The following is a 19,703-nucleotide window of genomic DNA, read 5'->3' on the forward strand; positions in this document are numbered from 1 at the left end:
GGTCAGCGCCCGGGAGCCGGCCCGGAAGCCCGTCCGGGAGCCCGTCCGGGAGCCCGCCCGCGGTGTCAGCCCGCGGTCGCGCCGCCGAACTCGCGCACCGCGTCGGAGACGATCGCCTCCAGCCGTGCGTGGTGGGCGCCGCGCCAGTAGACCCGGCCGCACTCCACGCACTCCGCGAACACGTCGTACGACTTCTCGGTGCCCTGCTCCAGGCGCTCGCGGACCGTGTCCTTGTCCGCCTCGCTCAGTCCTCCGTTGCACGCGGTGCACCGCGTCCAGGGGGCGAGCCGCGGCGCGAAGCGCTCCAGGACGTCCCGGAGCTGGTCGTCGGGGCGGTCGCTGTAGACGTACGCCCCCGCCCACAGCTCCCGGCGGCGCAGCAGGCCGCGGTCGCGCGAGAGCATGACGCGCCGCTCGCGCGCGGACAGCGCGGCCAGGGCGGGGTCGCCGATGTCCTCGCTCTCGTACGCCGCGTCCACCCCGAGCAGCCGCAGACGCCGGGCCAGCGTGCCGAGGTGCACGTCGAGCAGGAACCGGAGGGGGGCGCCCGGCCGGACCGGCTGGGGGCGGACGACCGCCTCGACCTCGACGCTCTCGCCCGCCGCCGGGACGTACGAGGTGTCGACGGGGCGTCCGTCGACCAGCAGCCGGCCGGCCTCGGTGAGCGGCACGCCGAGCGACTCGACGACGTGGCCGAGCGAGGAGGCGCCGTCGGTGGTCACGGTCGTCCGGCCCGCGCGGCGGTCGGCCGGGACGAAGAGCCCGAGGGCGGGGGCGAAGCTGATGTGGATCTCCGGTCCGTTCACGGGGACAGGATCGCACCGGGGCGGGACGGGCTGCCAGGGAATTCGCGGCCGTCAGGGGCGGAAGGCCCGCTCGTGGTCGGCGGCCCAGGCGGCGAAGGTGCGGGCCGGGTGGCCGGTCAGCTCCTCCACCGTGCGGGTCAGCGGTGCCGGCCGCCCGTCGTGCGCGGTCCAGTGGGCGAGCAGGGCGTCGGCGAAGGGCTCCGGCAGGAAGTCGGCGACCGACTCCCTCCACTCCGCGGGGGTGACGACGGTGTGCGGGGCGGGCCGGCCCGTCACCTCGGCGAGCACCGCGAGCTGCTCGACGAAGGTCAGCGACTCGGGGCCGGTCAGGTGGTGTGCGGAGCCGCGCAGCCGGGGCTCGGTGAGGACCGCGAAGGCCGCCTCGGCGACGTCGCGCTCATGGATCGGATCGGCGTACGCGCGGGGCACGGGCAGGGCGGGTCCCCGGCCGTCCCGGAGCCCCCGCGCCCACTGCAGGGCGTTGGTGGCGAAGGCGCCCGGCCGGAGGCGGGTGGCCTCGAAGGCTCCGGCGTCCGCGGCGGCGGAGAGGGCGCGCTCCGCCGCGAGGTGGGAGGCGGCGATCGGGTTCGCGGCGGCGTCCGGGGCCAGGACCGCGCTGGAGGAGAGCAGGACGACGTGCTCGACGCCGGCGGCGCGGGCCCGGTCGGCGAAGGCGCCGGCGTGGGTCGCCTCGGCGTACAGGAAGACGGCGTCGACGCCGGTCAGGGCCGTGTCGAAGGTCGCCGGGTCGGCGAGATCGCAGCGCACGGTGGCGATGCCGGGCGGTGGGGAGAGGTCCGCGGGGTTCCTGGAGGCGGCTTTCGCCTTGATGCCGGCGGCGTCGAGGAGCCCGAGCAGCGTGGAGGCGACCCGGCCGCGGCTGCCGGTGACGAGAACGGTCATGGGGAGTCCTTCCGGAAACGGGCATGTTGTTCTGCGTGACACATCATCTGCGTCACGCAGACAAATATCCAGGGGTGGCCGCCGCTCGTCAACCCCGCCCGGACGCCGGTGTACCGTCCCGCCATGAAGATCATCGACCTCGAGCCCGGCGACCCCCGGCTGGAGAACGACCTCCTGCCCGTCCTCACCGAGCTCCGGCCCCACCTCACCGCGGAGCTCTTCCGCGAGGTCTACGGCACCGGGTACGCCCAGGGCCTCCGCTTCAGCGCCGCCTACGCCGAGGACGGCCGCTGCGTCGGCGCGGCCGGCTGGCGGATCGTCGTCAACACCAGCACCCTGCGACAGCTCTACGTCGACGACCTCGTGACCGCCTCGGCCAGCCGCTCCACGGGTGTCGGCCACGCGCTCCTCGCCCACCTGGACGCCCGTGCCCGTGCCGAGGGCTGCCACACGCTCGACCTGGACTCCGGCACCCACCGCACCGGAGCCCACCGCTTCTACCTGCGCGAACGCCTGGACATCGTGGCCTTCCACTTCAGCCGGCCGCTCACCGCACCCGAAGGCGCCTCCTAGGAGGCCGCCGGGGCCTCCCCGCTACCGGGCCGGCTCGGCCAGGTCGAGCCGCCAGTCGTTGCAGACCATCGGGCGGCCCGGCGGGTACTCGAAGTCCCGCTCGCCGAGCAGCTCGAACCCCGCCTTGCGGCACACCGCGTTCGACGCGGCGTTCTCCGTCGACGGGTACGCGTGCAGGAAGCGGTGCAGGCCCGCGGCCCGGGCCTCCGCCGCCACCGCGCGCGTGGCGGCCGTCGCCACGCCCCGGCCCTGGAAGCCCGGCAGCACGGCCCACCCGGTCTCGTACACCGGCGCGCCGTCACCCGCCCGCACCCAGAAGCCGATGCTGCCGACCACGGCCTCCTCCGGCAGCAGCACGATCCGGTACATGCGCCCCGAGGCCGGGGCGGCGGCGCTCAGGGCCACGTAGCGCGCGTGGCGGCGGACGAGCTGCTCCTCCGTCTCGGGGCCGCCGAGGTGACCCGTCAGCGCGGGTGCGTTCAGGGCGCGCAGCAGGCCGGCGTCGGCCTCGGACCAGGGTTCGAGCCGTACGGGCGAGGAAGCGGGGAAGTCCATCCCCGTACGGTAGGTCAGGGCGCCGACAGTCCCCGGGCGTAGGCCGTCGGCGGCGCCCCGATCGTCGCGGTGAAGTCCCGTACGAGATGGGCCTGGTCGCTGTAGCCCAGCTCCGCCGCCAGGGCCGCCCAGTCCGGGCCGCCCGCCTCGCCCGCGGCCTCGGCCCGCTCCAGGGCCTCGTGGATGCGGTAGCGCAGGATCACCCACTTCGGGGCCACGCCGACGTGGGTCCCGAAGAGGCGCTGGAGCGAGCGCGCCGACAGGCCCGCGGCCGCGACCAGGTGCGACACCTTGGACAGGCCGCGGTCCCCGCGGATCAGGTCCACCAGCTCCATGGCCCGGTCGGCGGCCGGATCGGGGGCGGGGCCGTGGGCGAGCAGGAAGGCGTCGAGCGCCGCCACGCGCGCGTGGTCGGCCTCGGGGGAGAGGACGGCGTCGAGGAGAGCGGCGTCCGTGTCCCGGCCCGGCTCGGTACCCGCGTCCGTGTCCGCCTCGATGTCCGGGGCCGTGCCCGAGGACGGCTCCGCGGCCGGGCCCCGCGCCGCGGCCGCGTCCGGGAAGACCTCCGCCAGGGGGACCCGGCGCCCCGTCCAGGCCGACACCGGCCACGCGGGCGCGAAGGGGCGGAAGCCGCCCGGGCGGAACTGGATCCCGCAGACCCGGCCCCGCTCCGTCAGCTTCCGGGTGAACAGGCCGAGCCCGATCCCGGCGACCTCGGCGGACGCGCGCGCGTGCGCCGAGGGGGCGTCGAGCGCCCCGTACCGCTGGAAGACGATGTTCACCGACGGGTGCGGGACGACGTGGGTCGCGTACGGCTCCGGCAGGTCCCAGTCGATCAGCCAGTAGTGCTCCAGGTAGGGCCGCAGCTCCGGCGCCGGCGTGTGCCGGCGGAAGCGGACCCGGGAGAGCAGCTCGGCCGGGTCGACGATGCCCCGGGTGTCCCTGCGGGGAGCGGAGTCGGACATGCCCCGATGCTAGGTGCGTCCCGTCCTGAACGCGCCGCCTGGCGTGTTTCTTCAAGACGGGGCGCACCGCGGCTCCTAGCGTCGGTTCCATGACGAACGAGGAACCGCTCCGTACCGGCGCACCGCCCCGCGTCGGTGACCTGCTCCGCAGCGCCGCCGCGCGGGCCGTACCCGTGGTCAGGGGCATCGGCGACGCCTCGCTCGGCGCGCCCACGCCCTGCGCCGCGTACGACGTCCGCGCCCTGCTGAACCACCTCTACGGCGTCGTCGTGCACTTCCAGGCGCTCGCCGCCAAGCAGTCCGCCGAGCTGTCCACGACCACCGACTGGCTCGCCGACGCCGCGTGGCGGGACGGCTTCGAGACCGAGACGGACAAGCTCGTCGCGGCCTGGTCGGCGCCCGGCGCCGAGGAGGGCACCACCGGGGGCATGGGGCTGCCGGCGAGGACCGTCGGGGCCATGGTGCTGCTCGACCTCACCGTGCACGCCTGGGACCTGGCCCGGGCCACCGGGCGGGACTTCACACCGGACCCTGCCGTGGTCGACGGGCTCGTCGGGGAGGTCGAGGCGATGGCGCCCATGGCCCGGAAGGCGGGCGTCTTCGAGGAGGCCGTCGACCTGCCCGGCGGCGCGACGCCCTTCGAGCGGCTGCTCGCGACGACGGGCCGCGACCCGTACGCGCCCCTGGTCTGAGCCCCGGTGCGCCGGTCCGGGCCGGCGGAACCGGCGGTTCAGCGCAGGCGGCCCGGTGAGCCCTGGGAGAGGCGGGAGACGACCTGGCCGAAGGCGTGCTCCTCGGCGGGCGTCAGGACGATCGACTCCTGCGGGTGCCAGACCCGCTCCAGGGGCCTGCGCGCCCGGTCGCGGGCGCGGGCGCGCAGGCCGAGCGACAGCCACACCACCGTCGAGACGGCGAGCAGGCCGAAGAGCGTGATCACACGGGGGTCGGAGAACTGGCCGGGCAAGGACATGACTCACTCCAGGGCGTGAGGGCCGCCGAGCGCCGCACGCCCCGGCAGGTGGCGCGCGGGCACGAAGGCCCGACGATTCCTACTGCTTCCTCCCGACCTGTTCAGTTAACACCAACCCGGGGGACTTTCGGCAGGGGGGTCCGGGACCTTGGTCCCGGCCCCGGCGCGGCCCCGCGCGGGTCACCGGGGCCGCGGCCGCCCCGGCGTCGCGACCTGACCGCAGGCCCTCTTGTGCGGGCCGGGGAAGCGCTCCAAGGTGCTCGGGGAGAGGCACGTTTCAGGCCGGGAGGGAGCAGCCGAATGTCCGGGACGCAGGCGTGGGGATTCACGGACGACAGAGGGGCGGAGCCGGGCGCGGCCCGGGTGCCGCGGCGGGTGGTCGCGTACGTGCGGGCCGGGGCCGCGCTGTGCGACCTGGGTGTGACGCCGGTCGCCGTGTACGGGTCGGGGCACGACGGGGACGTCCTCGATCCGGCGAAGGAGGGCGGGCTGGGCGCGGCCGCGGTGACGTACCTCGGGCCGGGCCGGGTCCTCGACGAGGAGCGGCTGCGGGAGCTGCGGCCGGACGTGCTGGTCGACGTGACCTATGACGGGAAGAGCCCCTACGCGCTGGACGAGGCCGTCGCCGAACGGCTCGGGGTGCCGCTGGTCGCGCTCTCCGTCGGCAACGAGCTCAGCCTGCCGGCCATCCTCGACCGGTTCGGCGCGCTGGCGGCGAGCCTGGGGGCGCCGGCGGACGGGGGCACGGCCGCCGAGGGCTCCGCGGCCGATCTCCGGGCCGCGGAGGACGAGCTGCGGGAGGCGGCCGCGCGGACCGGTCTCGGGGTGCTCGCGCTCTCCGGTGCCGGGCCCGAGCAGGTGCACCTGGCCCGGCCGCTCGCCTGGCCGGAGCTCGCGAGGCTCGCCGAGCTGGGCGTCCGGCTCGTCGACCCGGGCCCGGGTCCCGGCGCGAACTGGCTCACCGGCGACTGGGGCCGGGCCGTCGAGCTCCGGCCCGACCTGGTCCTCTTCGACAGCCGGGCGCACGCCACCGCGCCGGACGCGGCCCTGCCCGCCGTCCGCCGCACGCCGTGGAACCCGGAGACACCGCCGAGCCCGGCCGCGTACGCGCGCTTCTTCCGCACCGTGGCCGGGGCGCTCGCGGGCTGAGCGCCCGCGCACGCCGCCACGGACCCGCGGTCTGTCCCGGGTCCCGGCCCTCGGGGCCCCGTGCCCCATGGGCCGACCAGGCGGGCCGGGGCACGGCCGACCAAGGCCCGCACGGCGGCCTCCCGGCCCGCGCCACGGCGGTCCCGGTCCGCGCCACCGCGGTCCCGGCCCGCGCCGGGCTCGCCCCCACGCGCGGACTCCCGCCCGCACACGCCGCCCCCGGCTCCCGCCCCCCTCAGGCGGGGGTCGCCGTGAGGCGGGTCCGGCGTAGGGAGTCGGCGAACTCCTCGGCGCGGGCGAGCTGGGCCCGCAGTTCGGCGACCCGTTCCGCGGCGGCCTGTTCGTAGCCGCGGACGCGGGCCACGAGCGCGGCCCGCTCGTCCGGGTCGAGCTCGGTCTCCGTGCCCTCGCGCTCGCCGGCCAGCAGGTCCACGGCCCTGAGGAGTTCGCGGGTCTCGTCCAGGGTGAAGCCGAGCGGCTTCATCCGGCGGACGACCATCAGCCGCGCCACGTCCGCGTCCGTGTAGAGCGGGAACCCGCCCGGTGAGGCCGCGGACGGGACCACCAGGCCGTTGTCCTCGTACTGCCGGATCGTGCGCAGGGACAGCTCGGTCCGTGCGGCGACCTCGCCGATCTGCAGGGGCTCGCCGGCCATGCGCACTCCTCGTGCTCCGCTCACGCGTCAGGTCCTTCCTCGTGCGGGGTTCCCGCCAGGCGTACGGGGTCCCCCAGGGCGCGGCTTCCGCGCATTACATACCATTCGTCCTAACTTCAGCACTTATGAGAGCTGGAAGTGCGGCGAAACGCCTGCTCGTAGGTCGTCCGTTGGACAGCGGCCGGCTCGGCGAGACCCTGCTGCCGAAGCGGGTCGCCCTGCCGATCTTCTGCAGCGACCCCCTCTCCTCGGTCGCGTACGCCACCGAGGAGATCCTGCTGATCCTCGCCCTCGGCGGCCTCGCCGTGCTCCATCTGGCCTGGTACGCGGCGGTCGGCATCGTGATCCTGCTCCTGGTCGTCGTGGCCTCCTACCGGCAGACCTGCTACGCCTATCCGGGCGGCGGCGGGGCCTACGTCGTCTCCGCCGAGAACCTCGGGCAGACCGCCGCGCTCACCGCGGCCTCCGCGCTGCTGATCGACTACGTGATGACCGTCGCCGTCTCGGTGGTGTCGGGGGTCGCCGCGATCACCTCGGCCGTCCCCTCGCTCGACGGGCACGCCGTGCTCCTGTCGGTGGTCTTCGTGGCGGTGCTCGCCTGGATGAACCTGCGCGGGGTGCGGGAGTCGGGCCGCTGGTTCGCCGTCCCGACGTACGCGTTCATCGCGGTCGTCTATCTGATGTTCGCGGTGGCCGCGGTGCGGATGGCGACCGGTGCGACGATCCGCGCCGAGTCCGCCGACCTGCCCGTCGATGCGGTGTCCACCTACTCGGGGATCGCGCTCGTGCTGCTCGCGCTGCGGGCCTTCGCCTCCGGCTGCACGGCGCTGACCGGCGTCGAGGCCGTCAGCAACGGCGTACCCGCGTTCGCCAAGCCCAAGAGCCGCAACGCGGCGACGACCCTGGCGGTGATGGGCGGGCTGTCGGTGACCATGTTCTTCGGGATCACGGTGCTCGCCATGGTCTACGAGGTGCACGTCGCCGAGGACCCCACGGAGCTCGGGCTCGCGCCCGGCACCCCGATGTCCACCGCGCTCGCGCAGATCGGCCGGGCCACCTTCGGCGACTGGCACATCCTCTTCTACGTGCTCCAGGCGGTGACCGCGGGCGTGCTGATCCTGGCGGCCAACACGGCCTTCAACGGCTTCCCGATGCTGGCCTCCGTCCTCGGCCGGGACCGGTACGCGCCCCGGCAGCTCTTCCACCGCGGCGACCGGCTCGTCTACTCGAACGGCATCGTGCTGCTCGCGCTGGCCGCGATCGTCCTCATCGTGGCCTTCGACGCCGAGCTGACCCGGCTGATCCAGCTGTACATCATCGGCGTCTTCGTCTCCTTCACCCTCTCCCAGGCCGGCATGGTCAAGCACTGGCGGCGGGAGCTGACCACCCCCGCGGGGGCGGCCGACCGGCACAACATCCACCGGCGCCTGGCGATCAACGCCTTCGGAGCCTGTCTGACCGCGGTCGTGCTCGTCATCGTCCTCATCACCAAGTTCACCCACGGCGCCTGGCTCGTCGTCATCGCGATGCCGGTGCTGTTCGCCGGGATGAAGGGGGTGCGTCGGCACTACGACGCCGTCGCGGCCGAGGTGGCGGTCGGTCCCGGCGAGCGGCCCCGCGTCCTCGCCGGCAACCACGTCCTCGTCCTGGTGGCCTCGGTGAACGCGCCCAGCCTCCGGGCCCTGTCGTACGCGAAGACCCTGCGCGGCACCTCGCTCACGGCCGTGACCGTCGCCGAGGACCCGGCCGAGGTGGAACTGCTCCGGGCGACCTGGGAGGCGCACGGCATCGACGTACCGCTGCGGGTGCTGAGCTCCCCGTACCGCTCGATCGTCCAGCCGGTGCTGCGGCACGTCCGGGAGGCGCCGGAGCGGACGGGCGACTCGGTGGTCTCGGTGGTCATCCCCGAGTACGTGGTGGGCCACTGGTGGGAGCAGCCGCTGCACAACCAGAGCGCGCTGCGCCTCAAGACCCGCTTGCTGTTCATGAAGAACGTGGTCGTCATCGACGTGCCGTACCGGCTCGCCTCGGCCCGTGAGCTGGCCGCGGAGCGCGCGCGGGCGGCGGAGGCCGCGAAGGCGGCCGAGGACCGGACCTGAGGGAGGGCCGGTCCGCCCGGTCGCACGGGGCGGCTGGGGGGTGTCTTGTCGATCGGGCCCCGCGAGCCCGGCCTGATCGACAAGACACCCCCTAAGGCCACACCAGGCAGTAGGGCTGGTGACCCGCCTCGTGGAGGCGGACCGAGAAGTCCTGCCACTCGTGGAGCAGCTGGTAGACGTCGAAGGCGTCGCGGGGGCCGCCTCGGTCGGGGACCGTGGACCAGATGAAGGCGGCGGCGCCGACGGACTCCTCGCCGATCGCGCGGAGCGGGTCGACGACCGTCATCGGCAGCTTCACCACCGCGTAGTCCGGGTGCAGGACCACGAGCTCCAGCGGCGGCACCTTGTTCAGGGGCATGCCCTGGATGCCGGTCAGGACCATGGCCGCTATGGTCTCCGGCTTGATCTTGGTGAACATGCCGCCCATGCCGAGCTCGTCGCCGCCGAGCTCCTCCGGGCGCATCGAGATCGGTACGCGGGCCGCCGTGGCCCCGTCGGGCGCACCGAAGTACTTGTACGTCACCCCCAACCGGCCACTCCCGCTCGCGCTTCCGGTGACCGGATCCCCCGGAGGGCCCGAGGTGCCCGGAACGCCCGGGCTGCCGGAGCCTCCCGAAGCGGGGTCCTCGCTCCGCCGGCGCCGGTGCCTCCCCCGGCGGGCAGACTCCGGACCCAGATCGTCCGTCCCCTCGCCCGGTCCGCCACCGCGATGCATATCTCCACCCGACTGCTTTTTCTCGGCAACACGACCCCGCCGCGCGACCCGATCATCGTGTCAGTGACCTCCCCCGCGTTCGTACGGTGAAACACCTGTCCGCAAGAACGCCGTGGCCTCTGACACCATGGATTCCGTGAGCCATCCCTATGACGCCCCAGTTTCGCAGACGCGGAGGGCGAACGCCCCGGCGTAATACTCGGGATGTTCACACCCCTCCTCCGTTCCCGATGTCGTGCCCTCAGTCGTTCTCGCAGGTCAGGATCACAGTGCCGTATTCATACGAAGCCCCAGTCTCACAGACGCTTTTCGACCGCGCTTCCCTCGTGACGCCCGGCGGCGTGAACTCACCGGTGCGCGCCTTCCGGGCCGTGGGCGGTACGCCCCGGTTCATGGTGTCCGGTTCCGGCCCGTACCTCACCGACGCGGACGGTCGCGAGTACGTCGACCTGGTGTGCTCGTGGGGGCCGATGATCCTCGGCCACGCGCACCCCGAGGTCACCGCCGCGGTGCAGCAGGCCGTCGCCCGCGGCACCTCCTTCGGCACGCCGGGCGAGGGCGAGGTCGCGCTCGCCGAGGAGATCGTGGCGCGCGTCGAGCCCGTCGAGCAGGTCCGGCTCGTCTCCTCGGGCACCGAGGCCACCATGTCCGCGATCCGGCTGGCCCGCGGCTTCACCGGGCGGGCCAAGGTCGTCAAGTTCGCCGGCTGCTACCACGGCCACGTGGACGCGCTGCTGGCCGCGGCCGGATCCGGTGTCGCGACCCTGGGCCTTCCCGACACGCCCGGCGTGACCGGCGCGCAGGCCGGGGACACGATCGTCCTGCCCTACAACGACCTGGAGGCCGTCCGGGCCGCGTTCGCCGCGCACCCGGGCGAGATCGCCTGTGTGATCACCGAGGCATCGCCCGGCAACATGGGCGTGGTCCCGCCGGTCGCGGGCTTCAACCAGGGTCTGGCGGACCTGTGCCGGGAGAACGGCGCGCTGTACATCTCCGACGAGGTGATGACCGGTTTCCGTACGTCGAAGGCCGGCTGGTACGGCGTCGACGGCGTCAAGGCGGACCTGCTGACCTTCGGCAAGGTCATGGGCGGCGGCTTCCCGGCCGCCGCGTTCGGCGGCCGCGCCGACGTCATGGGGCACCTCGCCCCGGCCGGCCCGGTCTACCAGGCGGGCACCCTCTCCGGTAACCCGATCGCGACGGCCGCCGGGCTCGCGCAGCTGCGCCTGCTCGACGACGCCGCGTACGCCACGGTGAACGCGGTGTCGGAGACGATCCAGGGCCTGGTCACCGAGGCGCTCGCCAAGGAGGGCGTGGCGCACCGGCTGCAGACCGCGTCCAACATGTTCTCGGTCTTCTTCACCGCCGACGAGGTGCGGAACTACGACGAGGCGAAGCGCCAGGAGGCCTTCCGCTTCAACGCCTTCTTCCACTCGATGCTGGCCGACGGCGTGTACCTGCCGCCGTCCGCCTTCGAGTCGTGGTTCGTGTCGGCCTCGCACGACGAGCGGGCGGTCGAGCGGATCGCCGCCGCCCTGCCGGCCGCCGCCCGCGCCGCCGCGGAGGCGACGGCATGAGCGACGCCACCGCCGGTGCCGAGAACGGCCAGGACATCACCGTCGTCCATCTGATGCGGCACGGCGAGGTGCACAACCCCGACGGCGTCCTCTACGGGCGCCGGGCCGGGTACCACCTCTCCGAGCTGGGCCGGCAGATGGCGGACCGGGTCGCGGAGAGCCTGGCCGGCCGGGACGTCACGTACGTGGTCGCGTCCCCGCTGGAGCGGGCGCAGGAGACGGCGACGCCGGTCGCCAAGGCGCACGGTCTGGACCTGGCGACGGACGAGCGGCTCATCGAGGCGGCGAACGTCTTCGAGGGCAAGACGTTCGGCGTCGGCGACGGGGCGCTGCGCAAGCCGGGCAACTGGAAGCACCTGACCAACCCGTTCCAGCCGTCCTGGGGCGAGCCGTACATCGAGCAGGTGGTCCGGATGATGGGCGCGCTCGACGCGGCGAAGGACGCGGCCCGGGGGCACGAGGCCGTTCTGGTCAGCCACCAGTTGCCGATCTGGATCGTGCGCAGCTTCGTGGAGAAGCGGCGGCTCTGGCACGACCCGCGGCGGCGCCAGTGCACGCTCGCCTCGCTGACCTCGTTCACGTACCGCGGCGACACGATCGTCTCGGTCGGGTACAGCGAGCCGGCGCGCGACCTCGTTCCGGCGCACCTGCTGGCCGGCGCGAAGCCGGTGAAGGGGAAGTCGAAGGCTTTCGGGGCGTAGGTTCCGGAGGTCCCCCGGTGCTTTTCCCGTCGCGCCGATGACCGGAGCGTGAGCGTTCCGGTACGCGGAGGGTTGTTCGGGAGTCGTCTGTAGTCCTTCGGTGAAGGATTGCGGCCCCGCTGGACAGCGCGGGAGTGAGCGGTCCACAGTTCAGGGCGGTCGAGTGGTGTTCATGCCAATCGATCGCCCTGAAATTTTTGTGCGATTTCCCGGAACCTCCGTGTTCCTCCCGGCATCTCACTCATTGTCGGTTTGGATGACGTTTCGTTAATACGTCAGCGCGAATGGGGATGTCATGCGCGGGATCAGTGGAATCAGTCGAAGGGGGCTGCTCGGGGCGGGCGTTGGGGCCGCGGCGGCGATGGGTGTCGCGGCGTGCAGCAACGGCGGCCAGGACAAGCCGGGACGCTCCGGGCCCGGCAAGGGGGGCGACGTCTCGGCCGAACCGGGCACGGGCACCCCGACCAAGGACCCGATCAAGCTCATCGGCGACGGCTCCACCGCCGACACCGGGAAGCAGCCGCACCAGCCCGACACCCCGGTCCCGCTCGAACCCGGCCAGACCCCGCCCCAGTTCGTGATCTTCTCCTGGGACGGCGCCGGCGAGGTCGGCAACGGCCTCTTCCCGCGCTTCCTGGAACTGGCCAGGAACCACGACGCGGCGATGACCTTCTTCCTCTCCGGGATCTACCTCCTCCCCGAGGCGAAGAAGAACCTCTACCGCCCGCCGAACAACCGCGTCGGCGCCTCGGACATCGGCTACCTCACCGACGACCACATCAAGGACACCCTGAAGTACGTCCGGCAGGCCTGGCTCGACGGCCACGAGATCGGCACCCACTTCAACGGGCACTTCTGCGGAGGCTCGGGCTCCGTCGGCAACTGGACCCCGGCCCAGTGGCAGAGCGAGATCGACCAGGCCGTGACGTTCGTCACCGAGTGGAAGACGAACAGCGGCTGGACCGAGCTCGACCCGCTGCCCTTCGACTACTCCAAGGAACTGGTCGGCGGACGCACGCCCTGCCTCCTCGGCCAGGACAACCTGCTGCCCACCGCCAAGCGGCTCAACTGGCGCTACGACGCCAGCTCGCCCGGCGGCCGCCAGATGTGGCCCGAGAAGCGCCAGGGCGTCTGGGACCTCCCGCTGCAGGCCGTGCCCTTCCCCGGGCACTCCTTCGAGGTCCTGTCGATGGACTACAACATGCTCGCCAACCAGTCGAAGAACACGACCAAGGGCATGCCCTCGCGCTACCCGGGCTGGCGCAAGCAGGCCACCGAAGCGCTCCTCGGCGGCTTCACGCGCGCGTACGAGTCCAACCGCGCCCCCTTCTTCATCGGCAACCACTTCGAGCAGTGGAACGGCGGCATCTACATGGACGCCGTCGAGGCCGCCCTCAAGGGCATGGCCGGCAAGAAGGACGTCCGGCTCGTCTCCTTCCGCCAGTTCGTCGACTGGCTCGACGTCCAGGACCCGAAGATCCTCCAGAAGCTGCGCTCGCTCGAAGTGGGGCAGAAGCCGGCCGGCGGCTGGAACGCCTTCCTCAGGCCCGCGGCGACGGCGTCGTCGACCCCGTCCGCATAGTCGTCCGCCGTGTCCGCTTAGGCGATCTTGACAAGGGGCTTTACGGGCACGTAGGGGGGTGCCCAAGATCCCCCAAACGCCCATGCGAAACTTTTCACATGAGCCTTAGCCGTGCCCCTCGACGCACCCTGCTCGCCGTCGGAGTGCTGTCCGCCGCCCTCGCGCTCTCGGCCTGCAGCGGTGACAGCAACGGCAAGTCCGGCGGCGGTGGCAACACCAACTTCGTGACCAACACGGGTGGCATCTCCACCGCCGCCAAGGGCGAGCGCGCGGCCACCGGGGAACTCGCGGGCGAGACCCTCGACGGCAAGCAGCTCGACGTCGCCGACCTCAGGGGCAAGGTCGTCGTCCTCAACGTCTGGGGCTCCTGGTGCGCCCCGTGCCGCGCCGAGGCCCCGCACTTCGCCAAGGTCGCCAAGGACCTCAAGGGCCAGGGCGTCGAGTTCGTCGGACTCAACACCCGCGACCCCAACAAGCAGCCCGCCCTCGCCTTCGAGGAGGACTACGGGGTCTCCTACCCCAGCCTCTACGACCCGCAGGGCAGGCTGATCCTGTTCGGGTTCCCCAAGGGCACGCTCTCCCCGCAGTCCATCCCCTCCACCGTCGTCCTCGACAAGGAGGGCAAGATCGCGGCCCGCTCGCTCATGGCGCTCAACGAGGAGAAGCTGCGGTCGATGATCGACCCCCTCCTCAAGGAGAAGTGAGCCGGTGAACGAGACCGTCACCAGCGGAGCCCTGCTCCTCGCGCTCCCCGTCGCCCTCCTCGCCGGCCTGGTCTCCTTCTTCTCGCCCTGCGTCCTCCCGCTCGTCCCCGGCTACCTGTCGTACGTGACCGGCGTCTCCGGCACCGACCTCGCCGAGAGCCGACGGGGCCGGATGACCGCGGGCGCGGCCCTGTTCGTCCTCGGCTTCACCGCCGTGTTCGTCTCCGGCGGGGCGCTCTTCGGCTACTTCGGGTCGACCCTCCAGGAGTACCGCGAGACGCTCACCACGGTCCTCGGCGTGCTCATGATCCTCATGGGCGTGTTCTTCCTCGGCCTGATGCCCTGGTTCACCCAGCGCGAGTTCCGCTTCCACAGGAAGCCCGTCGCCGGGCTCGTCGGCGCGCCGCTGCTCGGCGCGCTCTTCGGCATCGGCTGGACCCCGTGCATCGGCCCGACGCTCGCCTCGGTCAACGCGCTCGCCCTGGAGCAGGCCAGCGCGGGCCGCGGCGCGCTGCTGGCCTTCGCGTACTGCCTCGGCCTCGGCGTGCCGTTCGTGCTCGCCGCCATCGCCTTCCGCAAGGCGCTCGGGGCGTTCGGGTGGGTCAAGAAGCACTACGTGTGGGTGATGCGGGTGGGCGGCGGCATGATGCTCATCACCGGTGTCCTGCTCCTCACAGGCGCGTGGGACAGCATGGTCGCCACGATGCAGGGCTGGTCCAGCGGTTTCACGGTGGGGATCTGATCCATGAGTACGACCGACACGTCCGGTACGACGGACACCTCCGGAGCGGAGCAGCAGGAGGGCCTCGGCGAGGCCGGCGCCCAGCTGTCCACCGCCCCCGTCGAGGAGCGCGCCGAGACGACCGTCACCGGCGGTCCCACCCTCGGCGTCATCGGCTGGATCCGCTGGTTCTGGCGTCAGCTGACCTCGATGCGGGTCGCGCTGATCCTGCTCTTCATGCTCTCCCTCGGCGCCGTCCCCGGCTCCCTCATCCCGCAGACCAGCGTGGACGAGATCAAGGCGCAGGCCTTCAAGGACGCCCACAAGACGCTGACGCCGCTGTACGAGAAGCTCCAGTTCTTCGACGTGTACAGCTCCGTGTGGTTCTCCGCGATCTACATCCTGCTGTTCGTCTCCCTCATCGGCTGCATCGTGCCCCGCAGCTGGCAGTTCGTCGGCCAGCTCCGCGGCCGCCCGCCGGGCGCCCCCAAACGCCTCGACCGGCTCCCCGCGTACACCACCTGGCGCACCGCGGCCGAGCCCGAGCAGGTCCGCGGGGCCGCGCTCGCCCTCCTCAAGGGCCGCCGCTTCCGCGCCCACACGGCGGGCGACGCGATCGCCGCCGAGAAGGGCTATCTGCGCGAGGCCGGCAACCTGGCCTTCCACGTCGCCCTGATCGTCATGCTCGTCGCCTTCGCCTGGGGCCAGCTCTTCAAGTCCGAGGGCGGCAAGCTGATCGTCGAGGGCGACGGCTTCTCGAACACGCTCACCCAGTACGACGACTTCAAGTCGGGCTCCCAGTTCGGCATCGGCGAGCTGGAACCCTTCAGCTTCAAGCTCGACGCCTTCGACGGCACGTACGAGAAGAACGGCCCCCAGCGCGGCACGCCCCGCACCTTCGAGGCGAAGGTCTCGTACTCGCAGGGCGGCCAGGACAAGAAGGCGGTCATCCGGGTCAACCAGCCGCTCAAGGTGGGCGACTCCAAGGTCTATCTGATCGCCCACGGCTACGCGCCCGTCGTGACCGTCCGGGACGGCCGCGGCAAGACCGTCTTCCACGGCGCCGTGCCGCTGCTGCCCATCGACAACAACATCACGTCCACCGGCGCCATCAAGGTCATGGACGGCTACCGCGACAAGAACGGCGAGAAGGACCAGCTGGGCTTCCAGGCCTTCTTCGTGCCGACGTTCGCCGGTGCCGGCCAGGGCTCGATGTTCTCGCAGTTCCCGGCCCTCGACTTCCCCGTCATGGCGCTCACCGGCTACCACGGCGACCTGCGGGTCGACTCCGGTCTGCCGCAGAACGTGTACCAGCTCGACAAGTCCAAGATGAAGCAGTTCACGGACGAGAAGGGCAACAAGCTCGCGAAGCGGCTGCTGCCCGGCGAAGCCATGAAGCTCCCCGACGGCGCCGGCTCGATCACCTTCGAGAAGGACGTCAAGGAGTGGGCGAGCTTCCAGATCTCGCAGCAGCCCGGCAACGGGCTCGCCCTCGCGGGAGCCATCGCCGCCATCGCCGGACTGACCGGCTCGCTCTTCATCCAGCGGCGCCGGGTCTGGGTCCGTGCCGTGCGCGGTGAGGACGGCGTCACCGTCGTCGAGATGGCCGGCCTCGGCCGGAGCGAGTCCGCCAGACTGCCGGAGGAACTGGGCGACCTCGCGGTCGCGCTCACGGCGGACGCGCCGCCGGCGCCCGACACCGATCCGGACGACGTACCGGAAACCGCGGAAGAACCCGCAGAAGACCCCGCCCCGTCTGGAGAGGCCGACAAGTGATCCTCGCCGCCACGACCAACGAGAGCCTGGCGCGGATGAGCGACCTGCTCATCTACTCCTCGATGGCCGTCTACACCCTGGCCTTCTTCGCCCACATCGCCGAGTGGGTGCTGGGCAGCCGCAGCAAGGTCGGCCGGACCGCAGCCGCGCTCACCCCCCGCACCGCGGGCGCCGCCTCCGCCGTGACCGTCCAGGTCAAGGCGGCCGGCGGGACGACCGTCCTGGAGAAGCCGAAGGTCGTCACCCGTTCCGCGGCCGGCACCCGCGACGTCCCGGACGGCCCCGGCGCCGCCGGCGGCTCGGTCAAGGGCGACCTGTACGGCCGCATCGCCGTCTCGCTCACCGCCCTCGCCTTCCTGGTGGAGGCGTCGGGCGTGGTCACCCGGGCGCTCTCCGTGCAGCGGGCCCCCTGGGGCAACATGTACGAGTTCTCCACCACCTTCTCCACGGTGGCGGTCGGCGCGTACCTCGGCTTCCTGGTCGCCAAGAAGAACGTGCGCTGGATCGGCCTGCCGCTGGTCACCACGGTCCTGCTCGACCTGGGCATGGCGACCACCTGGCTCAAGACCCCCAGCGACCAGCTGGTCCCCGCGCTCGACTCGTACTGGCTGTGGATCCACGTGTCCACCGCGATCTTCTGCGGCGCGGTCTTCTACCTGGGCGCCGTCGCCACCCTGCTGTACCTCTTCCGCGACTCGTACGAGAACAAGCTGGCGACCGGCGGGAACCCGGGCGCCTTCGCCCGCTCCGTCATGGAGCGGCTGCCCTCGGCCGCCTCGCTCGACAAGTTCTCCTACCGGGTCAACGCGGCCGTCTTCCCGCTCTGGACCTTCACGATCATCGCGGGCGCGATCTGGGCCGGCGACGCGTGGGGCCGCTACTGGGGCTGGGACGCCAAGGAGGTCTGGTCCTTCATCACGTGGGTCGGTTACGCCGCGTACCTGCACGCGCGCGCGACGGCCGGCTGGAAGGGCCGGAAGGCCGCGTACATCGCGCTCATCGCCTTCGGCTGCTTCCTGTTCAACTACTACGGCGTGAACATCTTCGTGAACAGCAAGCACTCCTACGCGGGCGTGGAGTAGCGGGCGAGAGACCCCGGGGCCACCCTGGTGGGATGAGCGAGATACCCCGGGGCAGGTGCGAGAACCACGACGGGGACGCGCAGCTCCTGCGGTTCGCCGTGGAGCTGCCCCATCCGCCGTCCGAGGTCTGGGAGGCCGTCGCCACCCCCGAGGGCCTGGCGGGCTGGCTCTGCGCGGCGGACCCGCTGGAGCCACGCCTCGACGGCCGGGTCACCCTCCGCTGGCTGAACGGCGACACCGTGGTGTCGGGGCGGGTGACCGCCTGGGACCCCGGCCACGTGGCCGAGTACACGGTCGATCCGACGCACGGACGCATCCGCTTCCACCTGGAACCGGGGGCGTCCGGGGACGACGGGTCGACCGTGCTGCGTTTCACCAACGAACTGCGGGCCGACCGCGCGTACCGGCTGGACTGCCTCGCGGGCTGGCACGACCACTTCGAGCGGCTCGCCGCCGCCCTCGACGGGCACCCGTCGGACTGGGCGGCCTGGTCGCCCGAGCGGTGGCGGCACCTGCGCGACCTGTACGAGCGGGACGAGGCGCGCTGGCCGACGTGGGTGCCGTAAGGCCCGGCGCCGACCCCTCTTCGGCGAGGCCCTAGCCCCGCTTCGGCGGCAGGCAGGACGCCGCCGGCGGCGTGCCCTCCGGCCAGGCGATCTGGACGAAGCGCTGGCTGCCGTCGGGGGCCAGCTCCACGATCGGGACCGCCTTGTTGTACGGGTTGCCGTAGTTGTCGAGGCAGATCCAGCCGCTCGCGCCCTGCACCCGCAGCGAGCCCTTGACCTGCGGCCACTGGGTGACCACGTCCGCGAGCTCCGGGTACCGGGCGCCCTGCGGGGTCGCCTGGCGGATCGCGTGCACGGCCGTCGCCATCGCGTCGTACGCGACGATGGCCTGACCGTCCGCGAGCGCCACCGGATCCTTCGAGGCGCGGGCGATGTCCGTGACGAAGGTCGTGTACGCCACGACCGAGCCGCCGGTCGCCGGGACCTTGCGTCCCGCCGCCGGCCGCCAGGCGTCGGGGTGGGCGAGCGCCGCGTAGCGCACGGTCAGCCGCGCCTTCAGCGCGCTCCGGTCCAGCCGCTCGTCCGCGCCCAGGTAGGAGCCCTCGTCGCCGGTCAGGACCGTGAAGGCCCGGTCGAGGCAGCCGCGCGAGCCGAGCGCGTTGATGAACTGGCGCAGCTGGGTGTGGCGGCCCGCGAAGAAGACCGTTTCGGCGCGGGTGTCGCAGATCAGATGGGTGATCTGGCGGAAGGTGTTGGCGGTGGTGCCCTCGTCGGTGGGGTCGGGCGGCGAGGTGAAGAGCTGCGGCTCGTACGGGGCGCCCTTCAGGGAGGCGGCGAAGGCGGACTTGAGGGTGTCCGTGTAGTGGTCGCCGCTGCGGGTGTCCTGCACCAGGAGGGCCTTCGCCGCGTCGACCCGGCCGAAGTGCGCGAGGGCCTTGGCCTCGTCGTTGTTGGTGGGGGAGACGCGGGCGAGACCGGGGTAGCGGTTGTGCCCGGGGCCCGGGCCGTTGGCGATGTCGTCGGCGGTGATGGTGGTGCCGACGACGGCGATCCCGGCGCCGGTGAGCGCGGCCACCGACTCGCGCACCTCGGTGGAGGAGGTGGCGACGCCGGAGACGGCGCGCAGCCGGTCGGGGGCTCCGGTCATGGCGATCAGCCGGTCGACGGTGCCGCGCCAGTGGGCGTTGCCCTTGCCGGTGTTGGCGAGCACGAGCCGGATCTTCGGGGTCTCGCTGTTCGACTCGTGGTTGGCCCGGAACTGGTAGGCGTACGCGCCCTGGACCTCGTGCAGCACCTTGGTCCGCATGCCGCTGTCCGTGGAGGTCAGCGGCAGCAGGACGGCGACGGTGGCGTACTCGCCGGGCGTGAGCGCGGCGTTCTCGGCGCCGATGGCCCGGGCCACCTCGGCGAGTTCGGGCACGCCGAAGGCGTGGCCGTCGCCGTTGACGCCGACGCACTCGTCGCTGCCCTCCGGCCGTGCCACGCCGGCGGCGCAGGAACGGTCCTCCGGAGTGGTGAGCCGGACGACGCCGTACCCGCCCAGGCCCAGGACCACGGCGGCGGTGACGACGGAGGCGACGAGCCTCTGGCGGGGGGTGCGGAGACGGCGGCGCAGCCGGTCGAGCGGTCGTCCGATGCGGGGGGCGGTCGGGCGGTCGGGCATG

At 72.7% G+C, this 19,703-nt stretch carries 19 protein-coding genes and 1 pseudogene; 12 read left to right on the plus strand and 8 right to left on the minus strand.

Annotated features, from left to right (window positions below):
* Positions 1–65: 65 nt before the first annotated feature.
* Positions 66–806: a Mut7-C RNAse domain-containing protein gene (locus tag ACY0MR_RS20970; protein WP_388806740.1), complete on the minus strand. Its 741-nt coding sequence runs from the start codon at positions 804–806 to the stop codon at positions 66–68.
* 51 nt (positions 807–857) lie between these two features.
* On the minus strand, positions 858–1,709 hold the full coding sequence (locus ACY0MR_RS20975) for an NAD(P)H-binding protein (RefSeq protein WP_473554660.1): 852 nt from the start codon (positions 1,707–1,709) through the stop codon (positions 858–860).
* A gap of 123 nt (positions 1,710–1,832) precedes the next feature.
* Between ACY0MR_RS20975 and ACY0MR_RS20980 the strand changes: the two genes are divergently transcribed.
* Positions 1,833–2,282, plus strand: coding sequence for a GNAT family N-acetyltransferase (locus ACY0MR_RS20980; RefSeq protein WP_388806736.1), 450 nt, complete (start codon positions 1,833–1,835; stop codon positions 2,280–2,282).
* A gap of 21 nt (positions 2,283–2,303) precedes the next feature.
* On the opposite strand, the gene ACY0MR_RS20985 is transcribed toward ACY0MR_RS20980, so the two are convergent.
* Both ACY0MR_RS20985 and ACY0MR_RS20990 read right to left on the minus strand, forming a co-directional pair.
* Complete coding sequence (locus tag ACY0MR_RS20985; protein ID WP_473554663.1) at positions 2,304–2,837, minus strand: GNAT family N-acetyltransferase; 534 nt, start codon at positions 2,835–2,837, stop codon at positions 2,304–2,306.
* Positions 2,838–2,851: 14 nt separating this feature from the next.
* A complete protein-coding gene (locus ACY0MR_RS20990; RefSeq protein ID WP_473554664.1) occupies positions 2,852–3,802 on the minus strand; it encodes a DUF6597 domain-containing transcriptional factor in 951 nt (316 codons plus the stop codon).
* Between the two features lie 89 nt (positions 3,803–3,891).
* Here ACY0MR_RS20990 and ACY0MR_RS20995 point away from each other — a divergent pair, with 89 nt between their 5' ends.
* Complete coding sequence (locus tag ACY0MR_RS20995; protein ID WP_388806730.1) at positions 3,892–4,494, plus strand: TIGR03086 family metal-binding protein; 603 nt, start codon at positions 3,892–3,894, stop codon at positions 4,492–4,494.
* A 38-nt stretch (positions 4,495–4,532) separates the two neighbouring features.
* On the opposite strand, the gene ACY0MR_RS21000 is transcribed toward ACY0MR_RS20995, so the two are convergent.
* Entirely contained in the window at positions 4,533–4,772 is a 240-nt protein-coding gene (locus ACY0MR_RS21000; protein WP_361853858.1) for a hypothetical protein, read from the minus strand.
* A gap of 300 nt (positions 4,773–5,072) precedes the next feature.
* Here ACY0MR_RS21000 and ACY0MR_RS21005 point away from each other — a divergent pair, with 300 nt between their 5' ends.
* Positions 5,073–5,921, plus strand: coding sequence for a substrate-binding domain-containing protein (locus tag ACY0MR_RS21005; protein WP_404085303.1), 849 nt, complete (start codon positions 5,073–5,075; stop codon positions 5,919–5,921).
* A gap of 235 nt (positions 5,922–6,156) precedes the next feature.
* On the opposite strand, the gene ACY0MR_RS21010 is transcribed toward ACY0MR_RS21005, so the two are convergent.
* Positions 6,157–6,576: a MerR family transcriptional regulator gene (locus ACY0MR_RS21010; RefSeq protein ID WP_404085302.1), complete on the minus strand. Its 420-nt coding sequence runs from the start codon at positions 6,574–6,576 to the stop codon at positions 6,157–6,159.
* A 125-nt stretch (positions 6,577–6,701) separates the two neighbouring features.
* On the opposite strand from ACY0MR_RS21010, the gene ACY0MR_RS21015 reads away from it, so the two are divergent.
* Complete coding sequence (locus ACY0MR_RS21015) at positions 6,702–8,675, plus strand: APC family permease (protein ID WP_473554668.1); 1,974 nt, start codon at positions 6,702–6,704, stop codon at positions 8,673–8,675.
* A gap of 91 nt (positions 8,676–8,766) precedes the next feature.
* On the opposite strand, the pseudogene ACY0MR_RS21020 reads toward ACY0MR_RS21015, so the two are convergent.
* Positions 8,767–9,210 (minus strand): annotated as a pseudogene (locus ACY0MR_RS21020) (hypothetical protein); the annotation flags it as partial.
* Between the two features lie 410 nt (positions 9,211–9,620).
* Here ACY0MR_RS21020 and hemL point away from each other — a divergent pair.
* From hemL to ACY0MR_RS21060, 8 genes are all read left to right on the plus strand, one after another.
* Complete coding sequence (gene hemL / locus ACY0MR_RS21025; protein ID WP_392866083.1) at positions 9,621–10,967, plus strand: glutamate-1-semialdehyde 2,1-aminomutase; 1,347 nt, start codon at positions 9,621–9,623, stop codon at positions 10,965–10,967.
* Positions 10,964–11,668 carry a histidine phosphatase family protein gene (locus ACY0MR_RS21030; RefSeq protein ID WP_388806723.1) on the plus strand — a complete coding sequence of 235 codons (705 nt, stop codon included), beginning with the start codon at positions 10,964–10,966 and terminating at the stop codon, positions 11,666–11,668. Before hemL ends, ACY0MR_RS21030 begins: the two co-directional genes overlap by 4 nt.
* A gap of 304 nt (positions 11,669–11,972) precedes the next feature.
* Entirely contained in the window at positions 11,973–13,250 is a 1,278-nt protein-coding gene (locus tag ACY0MR_RS21035; RefSeq protein ID WP_361852200.1) for a polysaccharide deacetylase family protein, read from the plus strand.
* A 98-nt stretch (positions 13,251–13,348) separates the two neighbouring features.
* Positions 13,349–13,954: a TlpA family protein disulfide reductase gene (locus ACY0MR_RS21040; protein WP_392866085.1), complete on the plus strand. Its 606-nt coding sequence runs from the start codon at positions 13,349–13,351 to the stop codon at positions 13,952–13,954.
* A gap of 4 nt (positions 13,955–13,958) precedes the next feature.
* Positions 13,959–14,696 (plus strand): cytochrome c biogenesis CcdA family protein, encoded by a 738-nt coding sequence (locus ACY0MR_RS21045; protein WP_473554671.1) that lies wholly within the window; start codon positions 13,959–13,961, stop codon positions 14,694–14,696.
* Between the two features lie 3 nt (positions 14,697–14,699).
* Positions 14,700–16,451 (plus strand): cytochrome c biogenesis protein ResB, encoded by a 1,752-nt coding sequence (gene resB / locus ACY0MR_RS21050; RefSeq protein ID WP_473554673.1) that lies wholly within the window; start codon positions 14,700–14,702, stop codon positions 16,449–16,451.
* A gap of 326 nt (positions 16,452–16,777) precedes the next feature.
* Positions 16,778–17,533 (plus strand): c-type cytochrome biogenesis protein CcsB, encoded by a 756-nt coding sequence (ccsB, locus tag ACY0MR_RS21055; RefSeq protein ID WP_473561860.1) that lies wholly within the window; start codon positions 16,778–16,780, stop codon positions 17,531–17,533.
* 32 nt (positions 17,534–17,565) lie between these two features.
* On the plus strand, positions 17,566–18,099 hold the full coding sequence (locus tag ACY0MR_RS21060; protein WP_388806717.1) for an SRPBCC domain-containing protein: 534 nt from the start codon (positions 17,566–17,568) through the stop codon (positions 18,097–18,099).
* A 31-nt stretch (positions 18,100–18,130) separates the two neighbouring features.
* Here the strand turns inward: ACY0MR_RS21060 and ACY0MR_RS21065 are convergent, their stop codons facing one another.
* Complete coding sequence (locus ACY0MR_RS21065; RefSeq protein WP_388806715.1) at positions 18,131–19,702, minus strand: hypothetical protein; 1,572 nt, start codon at positions 19,700–19,702, stop codon at positions 18,131–18,133.
* Between the last annotated feature and the right edge of the window lies 1 nt (position 19,703).

The sequence above is a fragment of the Streptomyces sp. JN8 genome, assembly GCF_055808075.1.

What these genes read in the sequence shown, in the direction of transcription:
- ACY0MR_RS20975 (WP_473554660.1), bottom strand. Translation starts at nt 1,709, where the DNA reads ATGACCGTTCTCGTCACCGGCAGCCGCGGCCGGGTCGCCTCCACGCTG.
- ACY0MR_RS20980 (WP_388806736.1), top strand. Translation starts at nt 1,833, where the DNA reads ATGAAGATCATCGACCTCGAGCCCGGCGACCCCCGGCTGGAGAACGAC.
- ACY0MR_RS20985 (WP_473554663.1), bottom strand. Translation starts at nt 2,837, where the DNA reads ATGGACTTCCCCGCTTCCTCGCCCGTACGGCTCGAACCCTGGTCCGAG.
- ACY0MR_RS20990 (WP_473554664.1), bottom strand. Translation starts at nt 3,802, where the DNA reads ATGTCCGACTCCGCTCCCCGCAGGGACACCCGGGGCATCGTCGACCCG.
- ACY0MR_RS20995 (WP_388806730.1), top strand. Translation starts at nt 3,892, where the DNA reads ATGACGAACGAGGAACCGCTCCGTACCGGCGCACCGCCCCGCGTCGGT.
- ACY0MR_RS21000 (WP_361853858.1), bottom strand. Translation starts at nt 4,772, where the DNA reads ATGTCCTTGCCCGGCCAGTTCTCCGACCCCCGTGTGATCACGCTCTTC.
- ACY0MR_RS21005 (WP_404085303.1), top strand. Translation starts at nt 5,073, where the DNA reads ATGTCCGGGACGCAGGCGTGGGGATTCACGGACGACAGAGGGGCGGAG.
- ACY0MR_RS21010 (WP_404085302.1), bottom strand. Translation starts at nt 6,576, where the DNA reads ATGGCCGGCGAGCCCCTGCAGATCGGCGAGGTCGCCGCACGGACCGAG.
- ACY0MR_RS21015 (WP_473554668.1), top strand. Translation starts at nt 6,702, where the DNA reads ATGAGAGCTGGAAGTGCGGCGAAACGCCTGCTCGTAGGTCGTCCGTTG.
- hemL (WP_392866083.1), top strand. Translation starts at nt 9,621, where the DNA reads ATGTCGTGCCCTCAGTCGTTCTCGCAGGTCAGGATCACAGTGCCGTAT.
- ACY0MR_RS21030 (WP_388806723.1), top strand. Translation starts at nt 10,964, where the DNA reads ATGAGCGACGCCACCGCCGGTGCCGAGAACGGCCAGGACATCACCGTC.
- ACY0MR_RS21040 (WP_392866085.1), top strand. Translation starts at nt 13,349, where the DNA reads ATGAGCCTTAGCCGTGCCCCTCGACGCACCCTGCTCGCCGTCGGAGTG.
- resB (WP_473554673.1), top strand. Translation starts at nt 14,700, where the DNA reads ATGAGTACGACCGACACGTCCGGTACGACGGACACCTCCGGAGCGGAG.
- ACY0MR_RS21060 (WP_388806717.1), top strand. Translation starts at nt 17,566, where the DNA reads ATGAGCGAGATACCCCGGGGCAGGTGCGAGAACCACGACGGGGACGCG.
- ACY0MR_RS21065 (WP_388806715.1), bottom strand. Translation starts at nt 19,702, where the DNA reads ATGCCCGACCGCCCGACCGCCCCCCGCATCGGACGACCGCTCGACCGG.